The sequence below is a fragment of the Clavibacter capsici genome, from assembly GCF_001280205.1.
GTDB classification, from domain to species: Bacteria; Actinomycetota; Actinomycetes; order Actinomycetales; family Microbacteriaceae; genus Clavibacter; species Clavibacter capsici.
On record NZ_CP012573.1, the window covers coordinates 311,652 to 324,297 of the forward strand.

A 12,646-nucleotide genomic window follows, 5' to 3' on the forward strand; every position below is an offset into this window, starting at 1 on the left:
GCCTCGCCGGGTCAGCTCGCCCCCGGCACCACGATGCCGCGCTCGTACGCGAACACCACGGCCTGCACGCGGTCGCGCACGCCGAGCTTCAGCAGGAGGCGCGACACGTGCGTCTTCACGGTGGCCTCGCCGAGGTAGAGCCTCTCGGCGATCTCCGCGTTCGCGAGCCCCTCGGCGAGGAGGCGCAGCACCTCGAGCTCGCGGTCGGTGAGGGTCTGCACGCGCGGGTCCGTCGGGATCGTCGGGGCGGCTGCGGAGGCCGGAGCGTCGTCGTCGGCCGCGCCGGATCCGCGGCCGAACCGCTCGATGACCCGGCGCGTGACGTCGGGCGAGAGCAGCGCATCCCCGCGCGCGATCACGTGCACGGCCTCCACGAGCGACTCCGGCGACGCGCTCTTCAGCACGAACCCGCTCGCGCCCGCGTCGAGCGCGGTGAAGAGGTAGTCCTCGCGGTCGAACGTGGTGAGCATGAGGACGCCCGCGCGGATCGCCGGGTCGGCCACGATGCGGCGCGTGGCCTCCAGGCCGTCGACCCGCGGCATCTGCACGTCCATGCAGATCACGTCGGGCGCGAGCCCGGCGGCGAGGCGCACGCCCTCCTCGCCGTCGGCGGCCTCGCCGACCACCTCGATGCCGTCCTCGCTCTCGAGGATCACGCGGAAGCCGGCGCGCACGAGCGCCTGGTCGTCGACGAGGAGTACGCGGATGGCGGCGGGAGCGTGGGTCGTGGGGTCGGTCGGGTCGGCGGTCATGCGCGGGTCTCCTCGGGGATCGTGACGTCGAGCGGGACGGGCATCGGCACGGGCGGCACGACCGGGGCCTGCGACGTGGGCAGCGAGGCCCGCACGAGGTACCCGCCGCGGGCCTTCGGCCCGATCTCGATGGATCCGCCGACCGCCGCCACGCGCTCCCGCATGCCGCGCTGGCCGAGGCCGCCGGGGCCGTTGCGCACGGGCCCGGCAGCCGCGGAGGCGGCGGCTCCCGCGGGTCCGCCGTCGCTCACCTCCACCTCGACGCGGTCCGCGAGGTACCGCAGGCGGACGTCGACGCGCGCGCCGGTGCCCGCGTGCTTCCGCACGTTCGTGAGGGACTCCTGCGCGACCCGGTAGACGATGAGGTCGACCGTGGGCGTGAGGGGGCGGGGCGTGCCGATGACGTCGAACGCGACCTGGAGGCCCGCGCCGCACGCGTCCGCCACGAGCTCGTGCAGCTGGTCGACTCCGCGGGTGGACGCGGTGAGGGTGGGGTCGGATCCGGCGCCGTCGCCCGCGGATCCGGTGCCGTCCTCCTCCTGCCGCAGCGCGACGAGCATCCGGTGCAGCTCCTCGATCGCGCTGCGCGCGTTGTCCTCCACGATGCCGAGGGAGGTCGCGGCCTTCTCGGTGTCGCGCGCGAGCACGCGTCGGGCGGCGCCCGCGTGCACGCCCATGACCGACACGTGGTGCGCGACGACGTCGTGCAGCTCCCGGGCGATGCGGACCCGCTCGAGCGTGACCGCCTGCTCCGCGACCCGCTCGCGCTCGGTCGCGAGCTCGGCGGTGCGGGTCTCGAGCGCGCAGCGGTCGCGCGCCGACGCCCACGCCCGGTCGCCGAAGTACCAGGCGCCGCCGAAGTAGAGGAGGTTCGTGATGATGGAGATGAGGCCGGCGGCGACGGGCGCCGGGATCCAGGCGTCGGCAGGTGCCCTCTCGAACGTCGCCCCGGAGAGCGAGTAGTACCCCGAGGCCTGCAGCAGCGAGCTGAACAGCCACGCGAACATCGCGACGACGACGAGGCCGCGCACGATGTTCGCCCGCAGGCGGTTCCGTCCCCAGGCTCCCAGCGAGTACATCGCGATGAACATGGCGATGTTGGAGAACATCAGCTCCGGCACGAACTGGTACGCGCCGACGATGAACGTGGCGCCGATCACGAGCGTCACGGCCTCGGGCTGGAGGCGGCGGAAGGCGAGCGGGGCGCACATGAGCACGATCCAGGCGGCGATGACCCACATCGCGGGCCGCGTCGGGTACATGCCGAGCGCGTAGTACTGCATGACGCTGAAGGTGGTGAGCACCAGCATCACGAGCGCGAGGAGCACGTCGAAGCGCAGGCCGGCGCGGTCCGGCCGCGGTCGCACCCAGAACCGGTCGACGCTGTCGGGGACGGGTGCGGCGCTCATCCGCCCACGGTATCGACGCGGCAGCGCCGCCCGCATCCGCCGGATGACGGACCGCCCGCCGGTGACGGGATCCTGTGGCCGGACAGCGGGATAGGCCGCACGGGTCAACCGGTGCCAGACTGGCGGGACGGGCGCATCCGCCCGGCCGTCTCCCCCGCACCGCCGCGGATCCTCCTCCGTGCGCGCCGTCCGCCAGCACGAGAGGCGCCCGACCTCCCGTCCCGTGCCCTCGTCACCCGCTCCTGCGCGCCTGATCAGGATCCGCCCGCACCACCGCCGACGCCCGCGCCGGCACGAAAGGACCCCATGTCCGACACCACCGCATCCGCCCGCCCGGCGCCCGGCGGCCCCGGCGCGCCCGACGCCGGCCGCCCCGCCGCGCCCGACGCCGGCCGCCCCGCCGCCCCCGTCGTCTCCCGCCGCGCCTGGCAGGCGCTCATCGTGCTGCTCGCCGGCATGTTCATCGCGCTGCTCGACACCACCATCGTGAACGTGGCGCTGCCGACCATCCGCACGAGCCTCGACGCCTCCGAGTCGACGCTGAGCTGGATCATCTCCGGCTACGCGCTGGCGTTCGGCCTCGCGCTGATCCCCGCGGGCCGCCTCGGCGACCGCTACGGGCACAAGTGGGTGTTCGTGACCGGCATCGCGCTCTTCACGCTCGCCAGCCTCGCGTGCGGTGTGGCTCAGGACGACCTCCAGCTCGTGATCGCGCGCGTGGTGCAGGGGCTCGCCGGCGGCCTGTTCGTGCCCGCGGTGACCGCCTTCATCCAGCTGCTGTTCCCGCCGCAGGCGCGCGGCAAGGCGTTCGCCATCATGGGCGCCGTCATCGGCGTCTCGTCCGCGCTCGGCCCGATCGTGGGCGGCCTGATCATCCAGGCGGCTGGGGAGGAGTCGGGCTGGCGCCTGGTCTTCTTCGTGAACCTGCCCGTCGGCCTCGCCACCGTGATCGCCGCGATCTTCCTGCTCCCGAGCCGCCAGGTGGCCGAGGAGGTCGCAGGCGACGTGCGCGCGCAGTCCGGCCAGCAGGGCGGACGCGGATCCGCCCCGGCGAAGGCGAAGGCCCCCGCCGCCTCGGGCGTCGACCTCGTCGGCATCCTGCTCGTGAGCGCGGGCCTCGTGGCCCTGCTCGTGCCGCTGATCGACGGCCAGGACCAGGGCTGGCCGCTCTGGACCTACCTCTCGCTCGCGGGCGGCGTCGTGCTCCTCGCGCTCTTCGGCGCGTGGGAGGTCCTGCAGACGCGTCACGAGAAGGGCGTCCTCGTGCCGCCGCACCTGTTCACGCACCCGGCGTTCACGGGCGGCGTGATCCTCGCGATGGTCTACTTCGCGGCCTTCACGAGCATCTTCTTCACGATCTCGATCCTGTGGCAGTCGGGCCTCGGCAATTCGGCGCTCGAGTCGGGCCTCGTCTCCATCCCCTTCGCGATCGGCAGCATCGTCGGCTCCTCGCAGAGCAACCGGCTCACGAACCGCCTCGGTCGCACGGTGCTCGTGATCGGCACGGCGCTCGTGAGCGTCGGCCTCATCTGGCTGTGGCTCGTGCTGCTCAACACGGCCGCCGCCGACCTCACCAGCTGGATGCTCCTCGTCCCGCTGCTGCTCGCGGGCATCGGCAACGGCCTCTTCATCGCCCCGAACGCGCAGTTCATCGTCGCGACGGTCGACCCCGCCGAGGCGGGCGCCGCATCCGGCGTCATCGGCACCGTGCAGCGCGTCGGCTCGGCGGTCGGCATCGCGGTGATCGGCAGCGTCCTGTTCGCGGGCGTCGCCGGCGCCGGGATCCGCGGCCCGCAGATGGTGCCGCAGGCGTTCACCGACGCGTCGGCCTCCGCGATGGGCGTCAGCGCGATCTTCGCGGTCGTCGCCTTCGCGCTCGTGTTCGCCCTGCCGCGGCGGGTGTCGCGCGGGCACTGACCCGCGTCGCTCCACCGCTCCTCTCGCCGATCCGGATCCGTCCGGGTCGGCGAGAGCCGTCTGGAGGAGGCGTACCTCTTCCTATGGGGCGGCGAGCCGCTCCCGGAGCCGGGCGAGCGCGTCGGCCGCGCCGCGCAGCACGGAGATGTGGCCGTCGCCCGGCCGGATCACGAGCTCGGCGCCCGGCACCCGGTCGGCGAGCCAGCGCGCGTGGGCGACCGGCGCGATCCGGTCGGCGTCGCCGTGCAGCAGGATCACCGGTGCGGTGACGGCGGCGAGGTCGACGCCCCAGTCGGCGACGAGCGCGAGGTCGTCGTCGACCATGCCGCCCGGCCCGGCGTCCATCCCGTGCGCCGCGACCCCGTCCAGCCACGCCCAGTCGGTCTCGAGCGCGCGGAGGTCGCCGTCGGTGAACATCGCGGGGTCGAACTCGGAGCGGGCGAGCTCCGCCTCGAGCGCCTCCCGCCCCGCGACCGCCGCGCGCAGCTCCCGCTCGCCGCCCGCGTGCATGCCGGCGAACCAGTCGATGCCCTCCGCGGTCAGCGGCGCGAGCGCGGCCCCGCAGAGCGCGCCCCGCACGCGGTCGCCGAGCGAGGCCGCGGCGGCCAGCGCGAGCACGGCTCCGCTGGAGTGCCCGAACGCGGCGAACCGGTCGATCCCGAGCGCGTCCGCGACGGCGAGGTCGTCGGCGACGGTGGTCGCGACGGAGCGGCCGGGGTGCCGGGTGGATCCGCCGTAGCCCGGCCGGTCGTACGAGATCCACCGCATGCCGCGGGCCTCGGGCGCCTCGACGAGCGGCGCGGGCGGCGGACCGACGTTCGGGGTGCCGTGGTGGTAGATGACCACGAGGTCGGCGTCGTCGCCGGATCCCGTGTCGTAGCAGTGCAGCGTGCGGCCGTCGGGGAGCCGCAGGTCCGTCTCGGTGAGCATGGGGCGAGCGTAGGCGCGCGTGGCCCCGGCGGACAGGGCGGCGACGCGACCCGGGACGCGCGCGCCGCGCGGTGACAGGATCGGCACATGGACGAGGCGCAGCGCAGCGAGCTCCGGGAGCTCCGCCGTCGCGCGTACGGACCCGCCCCCGATCTCGACGACGACGAGCTGGACCGGCTGCGCGAGCTCGAGGCCCGGCAGACGCGGCAGGCCGGTGCGGACGCGGGGGCGTCGGCCCCGGTGCCGGCGGCCGCGCCTGACGTCCCCTCCGCGGCGGACCGGCCGGACCCCGTGCCCGAGGAGGGCGATCCCGACGACCGCGCGCGCCCGGCCTCCCCGCGCCGCCGTCGCACCGCGATCCTCTGGGCCGCGTCCGTCCTCGTCGCGGTCGGCGCGACCGTGGCGCTCACCACCGGCCTCGCGTCGATGACGGGTCGGGACGTCGGCACCGTCGCCCTGGATCCCGACCGCCCCGTCCCCGACCGCTGGGACGACTGGTACCAGGACGTCGCGACGGGCGTCGGCGACTTCCACGGCCTCACGGTGATCGGCCTCGAGAACCCCGAGGACGACGCCGCGTGCGTGACGGTCGTGGCCCCGCGCTTCGCCCGCGGCGGCAACCCCGTCGGCGGATGCGCGGCCGGGTCGTTCCCCGCCCGCGGCGTCCTCACGGTGACGGGCGACATGCCCGCCGAGCTCCGCGACGAGTTCCCGGAGGGCACAGCGCTCGAGTTCGTGCTCGAGGGCGCATCCGTCCGCGTCAGCGCGGGCTAGGCGCCGCCGCGTCAGGCCCGGTGCGACCTCAGCAGCCGGGTCACCGCGATCATCGCGCCGCCCACCACCGCGGGGATCCCGCCGCCGGGGTGCACCGACGCGCCGACCCGCCACAGCCAGGGCCGCCAGGGGTCGTTGTACGAGGGGCGGTGGAACGGCCCGCTCAGCCACGGCGGACGCGCCGCGCCGTAGAGCGCGCCGTGCGGTTCGCCGCCCTCGCCGTAGTACCGCGGGTCGAGCACCGTCTGCTCGTCGAGGAGGTCGGTGAGGGGCCCGTCGAGACCCATCGCGGCCGAGACGCGGTCGACCTCGCGCCGCACGAAGGGGTGCTCGACCGTGTAGCGCCCGCCGTCGGCCGGCGCGGTGAGCAGGATGCCGAGGGTGCTGCGCGGGTTCGGGTAGACCTCGCCTGCGCGGTACTGGTTGACGAACACCATGGTGTCGGCCGGCTCGTCGCCCGCCTCGAGGCTGCGATGCAGCGCGGCGGGCTTGGTCGGCAGCACCACGCTGTGCGTCGCGATGCGGGCCGGCAGCTCCTCCCGCAGCACGCCGTACAGCGCGACGGCCGAGCAGGAGAGGGTGCGGGGGCGCAGGCGGGGGAGCGACGGGATCCGCGACGGGCCCGTGAGCGCGGCCAGCCGGTCGGCGTCCAGCGCGCTGACGACGAGGTCGGCGGGGTGGCGCCCGAGGGCGGTGGTGACCGACCCGCGCTCGATGCGGGTGACGGCCTCGCCGGTGCGCACCTCGACCCCCGCCGCCTCGGCCAGCCGACCCAGCGCGAGCACGATCTCGTAGACGCCGCCGCGCGGCACCGAGGCGCCGGTCTCCGCCATGATCGCGGGCATGCTCGCGTAGAGGGCCGGCGTCCGCGAGGGCGACACTCCCGCGTTGAGGGTGTGGATCGCGATGATCTCGCGCAGCCCGTCGGGTAGCCACGGCAGGCTGTCGAGGTAGGCGCGCGTGGTGAGGCGCGAGCCGTAGACGTCGAGCAGCCGGCGCAGCGCCGGGAGGGCGGCCCGGTCGAGGGGGTCGGCGAGGAGCAGCTCGGTCACGTCGTCGGCGAGGGGCGCGTGCAGGTCGGAGAACCGCTTCCAGGCGGGGTACCAGGGGTGGTCGGGCGCCACCGGCAGGGAGGTCTCCTCACCGTCGTAGTAGTAGCGGCCGACCTCGGGCATCCGCACCAGGTCGAGCCCGCCGTCGTCGCGGGTGCGGTCGGAGGCACGGCCGCCGTCGCCGAGCCGCCGCAGCAGCTCGTCCCACACCGCCGGGAACGTCACCAGCGACGGACCGGTGTCGATGCGGTCCTCGCCCAGTCGGATCCGCCGGCTCTTGCCGCCGAGCTCGGCGGACGCCTCGAGCAGGGTGACGCGGTGTCCCGCGTGCGCGAGCAGCGCGGAGGCGGTCAGCCCGCCCAGCCCGCCGCCGACCACGACGATGCGGCTCATGGGTACCCTCCGATCACGATCGCGACCATCAGGAGCACCCCGGCCAGCGTCCCCGCGATGTACGGGAACGCGACCGACAGGCGGTAGAGGCGGTGACCGGTCGCCGGCGTCGGGTCGCGCAGCAGGCGCACCACGAGGATCCCGGCGATCAGCAGGTCGACGGCCGCGACGGGCACGCTCACCACGGCGAACAGCGCCGCGGAGACGAGCCACCAGGCCCCGCTCCACAGGGCTGTCCCGCGCGGGCCGAGCCGCACCGCGGTGGTGGTGATGCCCGCGTCACGGTCCTCCTCGATGTCCTGCACCGCGTCGAACGCGTGCTTGGCCACGCTCCAGGCCATGAGGCCCAGGGCGGCGGGCCAGACCGGCGCCACCCCGAGGGCCGCCGGCACGATCACGAGGGGAAGCGCGTAGGCGGCGTTGCTCAGCGAGTCGAGGAAGGGCCGCGCCTTGAAGCGCAGCGGGGGCGCGGAGTAGAAGACGAACACGCCCGCGTAGAGCAGGATCGCCGCGTTCGCGAGCGGCGGCAGCACCAGCAGGAAGCACACGAGGAAGGGGACGTTGAGCGCGGCGACACCCCAGGCGATGAGCCGGACCTCCGACGGCCGGATCCGGGCGCCCTCGATGGAGCCCTTGCGGGGGTTGGCCGCGTCCGTGTCCTGGTCGTAGATGTCGTTGACGCCGTAGATGAGCAGGTTGAACGGCAGCGTGAGCCACAGGATCAGCGGCAGGGCCCGCAGGTCGAACAGCGCGCCGGTGAGCCACACGGCCACGAGGCCGGACCCGATGGTGTTGATCCAGAGCACCGGGCGCGAGATGAGCACGAGGCGGCGCACGGCCGCGCCGATCCCCGACGGCGCGGCCCCGGAGATCGTCTCGCTGCCATCCGTCACGACCACGACCGTACGCGGTGGACGTGGGTGACGGCCTTACGGCTTCCGGGCCCAGACTGGGCGGATGCGCCTCATGCTGCTCACCGCCGGCACCCGAGGCGATGTGGAGCCCTTCGCCGCCCTCGCGCGACACGCCGCATCCCGCGGTCACGAGGTGCGGCTCGCCCTGCCCGACGACGGGGTCGCGCCCGAGGGCGTCGACTGCGTGCGCCTCGACCTGGACGTGCGGCGGGTGCTCACCCCGGCCGGCCGCAGCCCCTGGGCCATCGCGTACCACCTGCGCACGGAGGTGCGGCCCGCGATGCGGCGGACCATCGTCGCCGCGGTGCGGGAGACGGTCGCCTTCGACCCCGACCTGGTGGTGCACCACCCGCTGATCCTCAGCGCGCCCCTGGTGGCGGATGCGCTCGGCGTGCCCCGCGTGCTGGTGGAGTTCGCCCCGGTGGCCACCCCCAGCGCGCGCTTCCCCGCCGCCGGCGGTCCCACGGCCACCCGCGACCTCGGGGCGCGCAACCGGTCCACCTACGCGGTGCCGCGCGCCGTCGCGCGCCTCTTCGACGGCGACGTGAGGCGCGCCGCGGACGAGCTGCCGAGCGGTCGTCGTCCGGCCGTCCGTTCGCCGTCGGTCGCGACGCTCATGGCGGCCAGTCCCGCTCTGCTGCCGCGTCCCGACGACTGGCCGGAGCGGGTGCACCAGACGGGAGCCTGGTACGACGAGGCGCCCGCGGCGTCCCTTGACGGGGCCCTGGGCGACTTCCTGGCCGCAGGCCCCTACCTCGTCGCCTCGTTCGGATCCATGGCGAAGGGCGACGCGTCGGCCCGCGGGCGCGCGATCGTCACGGCCGCCCGCGTCCACGGCCTGCGCGTGCTGGTCCTCACCGGGTGGGGCGGGCTCGCGCTGCCGGCGGAGTGCCGCGGCCCCGACGTGCTCGCGGTGCGGTCGGCGCCGTTCGACCAGGTGCTGCCGGGCGCGGCGCTCGCCGTGCACCACGGCGGGGCGGGGACCTCGCACGCCGTCGCCCGGGCGGGCGTGCCCGCGGTCGTCGTGCCCTTCATGGCGGACCAGCCGTTCTGGGCCGCCCAGCTGCACCGGCAGGGCATGGCCGCCGCCCCGATCCCGCTGCGCCGGCTGTCGGCGGACTCCCTCGTTCCCGCGATGGGCGACGCCCTCTCCCGCGGGGAGCGGGCGGCCGAGGTGGGCGGGCTCATGCGGCGGGAGCGCGGGGTGCGGCAGGCGGTCGACGTGCTCGAGTCCCTCTGAGGCGCGTCCGGCCGCCGGCCCGCGTCCGCCTGGTCGGCCGTCAGCCGAGGATCGCGCGCATCCTCTCGTAGAACGCGGCGGGGTCGCCGGCGAGCGAGTCCTTCACCATGCGGCTCCAGTCGTCGACGACCACCTCGACGGATCCCGCGGCCACGCCGTCGAGCGCCGCGCGGGTCACGTCCCGCGGGGCCACCATCGGGCCCTCGTAGCCGGCCATGATGTCGGTGTCCGCCGCGCCGAGGTGCACGCCCTGCACGAGGGTGCCCTGCCCGGCGAGCTCCAGGCGCACCGCGTTCGTCATGTTCCACTCGGCCGCCTTCGCCGCCGCGTAGCCGCCCGCGCCGGAGGTCGAGAACCACGACAGCGCCGACAGGATGTTGACGATCCCGCCCCCGCCGTTCGCGGCGAGCACGGGCGCGAACGCGCGGATCACGCCGAGCGTCCCGTAGAAGTGCGTGTCCATCTCGCGGCGGATCTCCGCCATGTCGCCCGTGACGAGAGCGGCGCCCGTCGCGATGCCCGCGTTGTTGATGACGAGCGTCACGTCCGACGCGGCCTCCGCGGCGGCGGCCACGGAGTCGGGATCCGTGAGGTCGAGGCGCAGCACCTCGACGCCGTCGACGTCGATCGCCTCGGGGCGGCGGGCGGTCGCGTAGACCTTGCGGGCGCCGCGCGCGAGCAGCTCCTCGACGAAGGCGCGGCCGATGCCGCGGTTGGCGCCGGTGACGAGGGCGACCTGATCCTGGATGTCCATGCGTGCTCTTCCTCCTGCCGCCCGCGTCGTTCGCGGGATGCGGCACGGCTTACGCTAAGAGTTGACGTCGACGTGAAGGGCAAGCCCGCCCGACGGATCGACGGGATCACCACTCGAGGGAAGAGGGCGGCATGCTGCGGATCGGCGACGTGGCGGGACGCGCGGGCGTGAGCACCCGGGCGCTCCGGTACTACGAGGAGCAGGGCCTCCTGCCCGCCGAGCGCACCGCCAGCGGCCAGCGCGTCTACCCGGAGGCCGCGGTCGAGCGGGTGCAGCTCATCCAGCAGCTGTTCGCGGCGGGACTGCCGAGCCGCACGATCCGCCAGCTGCTCCCGAGCGTCGACAGCGGCGTCGCGGCGCCCGAGTCCCTCGCGCTCCTGCGCTCCGAGCGCGACCGGATCACCGCGGCCATCGCCGAGCTCGAGCGCGCCCGCGAGGAGCTCACCCGCGTCATCGACATCTGCCTCCACCCGACGCCGGAGTACTGCCCGGCGCTCCGCGAGGGCGGGGCGGCGTACGCCGGTGCGCGCGAGGAGGCCGTCGCGGCCTGAGCCGGTCCCGGCGATGCGACAGGGGCCCTACGGCCGCTCGTCCACCACGCCCACGAACCGGCTGCCGATCCCGTCGACCTCGCGGCGGGCGAGGCCGAGCGCGGGCTCGGGCAGCTCGTCGGGGGAGTGCCGCTCGCAGGAGAGGTAGCTGAACTCCGGCCACCACTTCTTCGGGCGCACGGCCTCGGTGAAGCCGCAGACCTCGCACGTCAGCTGCACCCAGACGGGCCGCTTGCCGGTGGAGTTGGCGCGGGACTGCGCGAGCCAGGCGGGCGGATCCTGGTCCATCGCGGCGATCTCGGACTCCGGGACGCGCCCCGGGATGCCGTGGCGCGTGGCCATCTCCAGCGGGATGCCCAGCCGCAGCGCGGCTTCTCGTCTCGTGATCATGTCGGTCCAGGGTACGCGGGCGGTGCTCGTCGGCTGAGCATCGGCCGAACTGGATTGCGCACAATCTAGTTCCGTGGCAGGGTCGAGCCATGACCGACCGCGAGACCTGCGCCCCCGCCGACGAGACCGCGCCGCCCGCGCGCATCGCCGACGAGCTCGTCTGCTTCTCGCTCTACACGGCGTCGCGATCCACGACCCAGGCGTACCGCGCGCTCCTCGCGCCGTGGGGCCTCACCTACCCGCAGTACCTCGTGCTGGTGCTGCTCTGGTCGGGCGACGACCGCACCGTCACCGAGCTCGGGCAGCAGCTCGACCTCGACTCGGGCACCTTGTCGCCGCTGCTCGCGCGGATGGAGGACGCCGGCTTCATCGCCCGTCGCCGGATCTCCGCCGACCAGCGCGTCGTCACCGTGTCGCTCGCCGAGCGCGGGCGCACCGTGCGGACCGAGCTCGCGCACGTGCCCGCGGCGATCATCCGCGGCATGGGCCTCGACCTCGAGCGCGCCCGCCAGCTCCTCGCCACCCTGCACCTGCTGACCGCGGGCATGCAGGAGACGACGACCGAGGCGCTCGCGCACCCGGCGACGCGGCCGGCCGAGGCATCCGCCCGCACCCCCTGATCCGCACCACCCACCATGAACCCGGCCGCCCCGAGCGGCCACGAACGGAAGGAATCGACATGGATGCCCTCTACACCGCGGAGGCCCTCGCCACGGGAGCCGGCCGCGACGGCCGCGTCGCCGTCAGCGACAGCGACCTCGCGCTCGACCTCTCCATCCCCAAGGCCATGGGCGGATCCGGCGAGGGCGCGAACCCCGAGCAGCTCTTCGCCGCCGGCTACGCCGCGTGCTTCCACTCCGCGCTGCAGGGCGTCGCCCGCGCGCGCAAGGTGAAGATCGCCGACTCGAGCGTGGGCAGCCGCGTGAGCATCGGATCCAACGGCCAGGGCGGCTACCAGCTCGCCGTGCACCTCGAGGTCGTCATCCCCGGGGTCGAGCACGACCTCGCGCAGGAGCTCGCCGACCAGGCGCACCAGGTCTGCCCGTACTCGAACGCGACCCGCGGCAACATCGAGGTCGTCGTCACGGTCTCGGACGACTGATGGCCGGCATCGCCCGCACGTCCTTCCCGCGCACGGCCGCCCGCGTGGTGCTCGGCTCGTTCCTCGCCTTCGCCGGCGTCACGCACCTCACGGTCGCGCGCGAGGAGTTCCGCGCGCAGGTCCCGAAGTCGCTGCCGGTGCCCGAGGACGTGACCGTCGTCGGATCCGGCATCGTGGAGATCACGCTCGGCTCGGCCCTGCTGTTCGCGCGCTCGCGCCGCGGCCTCGCGGGCTGGGCGGCCGCCGCGTTCTTCACGGCGATCTTCCCGGGCAACATCGCGCAGTACGTGCACAAGCGCGACGGCTTCGGCCTCGACACCGACGGCAAGCGCCTCGGCCGCCTGTTCTTCCAGCCGGTGCTGATCGCGGTCGCGCTGTGGTCGACGGGGGCGCTCAGGAAGCGCTGATCCCGCTCCTCGCGTGCGACGACGGCCACCGGATCCCGAACGGGACCGGTGGCCGTCGCTC

14 protein-coding genes are annotated in these 12,646 nt (G+C 74.8%); 7 read left to right on the forward strand and 7 right to left on the reverse strand.

Features of this window, described 5'->3' with window-relative positions; genetic code table 11:
• Positions 1–11: 11 nt before the first annotated feature.
• Together AES38_RS01550 and AES38_RS01555 are read right to left on the reverse strand one after the other, a co-directional pair.
• A complete protein-coding gene (locus AES38_RS01550; protein WP_053773492.1) occupies positions 12–752 on the reverse strand; it encodes a response regulator in 741 nt (246 codons plus the stop codon).
• The gene (locus tag AES38_RS01555; protein ID WP_053773493.1) at positions 749–2,161 is read right to left on the reverse strand and encodes a sensor histidine kinase; all 1,413 of its coding nucleotides are present in this window, start codon (positions 2,159–2,161) and stop codon (positions 749–751) included. The genes AES38_RS01550 and AES38_RS01555 overlap by 4 nt, the downstream gene beginning before the upstream one ends.
• A gap of 306 nt (positions 2,162–2,467) precedes the next feature.
• On the opposite strand from AES38_RS01555, the gene AES38_RS01560 reads away from it, so the two are divergent.
• Positions 2,468–4,078 (forward strand): MFS transporter, encoded by a 1,611-nt coding sequence (locus tag AES38_RS01560; RefSeq protein ID WP_053773494.1) that lies wholly within the window; start codon positions 2,468–2,470, stop codon positions 4,076–4,078.
• A gap of 81 nt (positions 4,079–4,159) precedes the next feature.
• Here AES38_RS01560 and AES38_RS01565 read toward each other — a convergent pair whose 3' ends face one another.
• Positions 4,160–5,008 carry an alpha/beta fold hydrolase gene (locus AES38_RS01565; protein WP_053775607.1) on the reverse strand — a complete coding sequence of 283 codons (849 nt, stop codon included), beginning with the start codon at positions 5,006–5,008 and terminating at the stop codon, positions 4,160–4,162.
• An 87-nt stretch (positions 5,009–5,095) separates the two neighbouring features.
• On the opposite strand from AES38_RS01565, the gene AES38_RS01570 reads away from it, so the two are divergent.
• Positions 5,096–5,782, forward strand: coding sequence for a hypothetical protein (locus AES38_RS01570; RefSeq protein ID WP_053773495.1), 687 nt, complete (start codon positions 5,096–5,098; stop codon positions 5,780–5,782).
• Positions 5,783–5,793: 11 nt separating this feature from the next.
• On the opposite strand, the gene AES38_RS01575 is transcribed toward AES38_RS01570, so the two are convergent.
• Complete coding sequence (locus AES38_RS01575) at positions 5,794–7,227, reverse strand: phytoene desaturase family protein (RefSeq protein WP_053773496.1); 1,434 nt, start codon at positions 7,225–7,227, stop codon at positions 5,794–5,796.
• Positions 7,224–8,120: a UbiA family prenyltransferase gene (locus tag AES38_RS01580; RefSeq protein WP_053775608.1), complete on the reverse strand. Its 897-nt coding sequence runs from the start codon at positions 8,118–8,120 to the stop codon at positions 7,224–7,226. The genes AES38_RS01575 and AES38_RS01580 overlap by 4 nt, the downstream gene beginning before the upstream one ends.
• Positions 8,121–8,193: 73 nt before the next feature.
• On the opposite strand from AES38_RS01580, the gene AES38_RS01585 reads away from it, so the two are divergent.
• Positions 8,194–9,381 carry a glycosyltransferase gene (locus AES38_RS01585; RefSeq protein WP_256998835.1) on the forward strand — a complete coding sequence of 396 codons (1,188 nt, stop codon included), beginning with the start codon at positions 8,194–8,196 and terminating at the stop codon, positions 9,379–9,381.
• 40 nt (positions 9,382–9,421) lie between these two features.
• On the opposite strand, the gene AES38_RS01590 is transcribed toward AES38_RS01585, so the two are convergent.
• Entirely contained in the window at positions 9,422–10,135 is a 714-nt protein-coding gene (locus tag AES38_RS01590) for an SDR family oxidoreductase (RefSeq protein WP_053773498.1), read from the reverse strand.
• 131 nt (positions 10,136–10,266) lie between these two features.
• Here AES38_RS01590 and AES38_RS01595 point away from each other — a divergent pair, with 131 nt between their 5' ends.
• Positions 10,267–10,686 carry a MerR family transcriptional regulator gene (locus AES38_RS01595; RefSeq protein WP_053773499.1) on the forward strand — a complete coding sequence of 140 codons (420 nt, stop codon included), beginning with the start codon at positions 10,267–10,269 and terminating at the stop codon, positions 10,684–10,686.
• A 27-nt stretch (positions 10,687–10,713) separates the two neighbouring features.
• Here AES38_RS01595 and AES38_RS01600 read toward each other — a convergent pair whose 3' ends face one another.
• Positions 10,714–11,076 carry a hypothetical protein gene (locus tag AES38_RS01600; protein WP_015489162.1) on the reverse strand — a complete coding sequence of 121 codons (363 nt, stop codon included), beginning with the start codon at positions 11,074–11,076 and terminating at the stop codon, positions 10,714–10,716.
• 89 nt (positions 11,077–11,165) lie between these two features.
• Here AES38_RS01600 and AES38_RS01605 point away from each other — a divergent pair, with 89 nt between their 5' ends.
• Genes AES38_RS01605 through AES38_RS01615 form a run of 3 tightly spaced genes read left to right on the forward strand, consistent with a single transcriptional unit; the run spans position 11,166 to position 12,585 of the window.
• Positions 11,166–11,696, forward strand: a complete 531-nt coding sequence (locus AES38_RS01605) for a MarR family winged helix-turn-helix transcriptional regulator (protein WP_081001820.1) — start codon at positions 11,166–11,168, stop codon at positions 11,694–11,696.
• 59 nt (positions 11,697–11,755) lie between these two features.
• Positions 11,756–12,178 (forward strand): organic hydroperoxide resistance protein, encoded by a 423-nt coding sequence (locus AES38_RS01610; RefSeq protein WP_011931635.1) that lies wholly within the window; start codon positions 11,756–11,758, stop codon positions 12,176–12,178.
• Positions 12,178–12,585, forward strand: a complete 408-nt coding sequence (locus tag AES38_RS01615) for a DoxX family protein (RefSeq protein WP_053773500.1) — start codon at positions 12,178–12,180, stop codon at positions 12,583–12,585. Before AES38_RS01610 ends, AES38_RS01615 begins: the two co-directional genes overlap by 1 nt.
• The last annotated feature ends 61 nt before the right edge of the window (positions 12,586–12,646 follow it).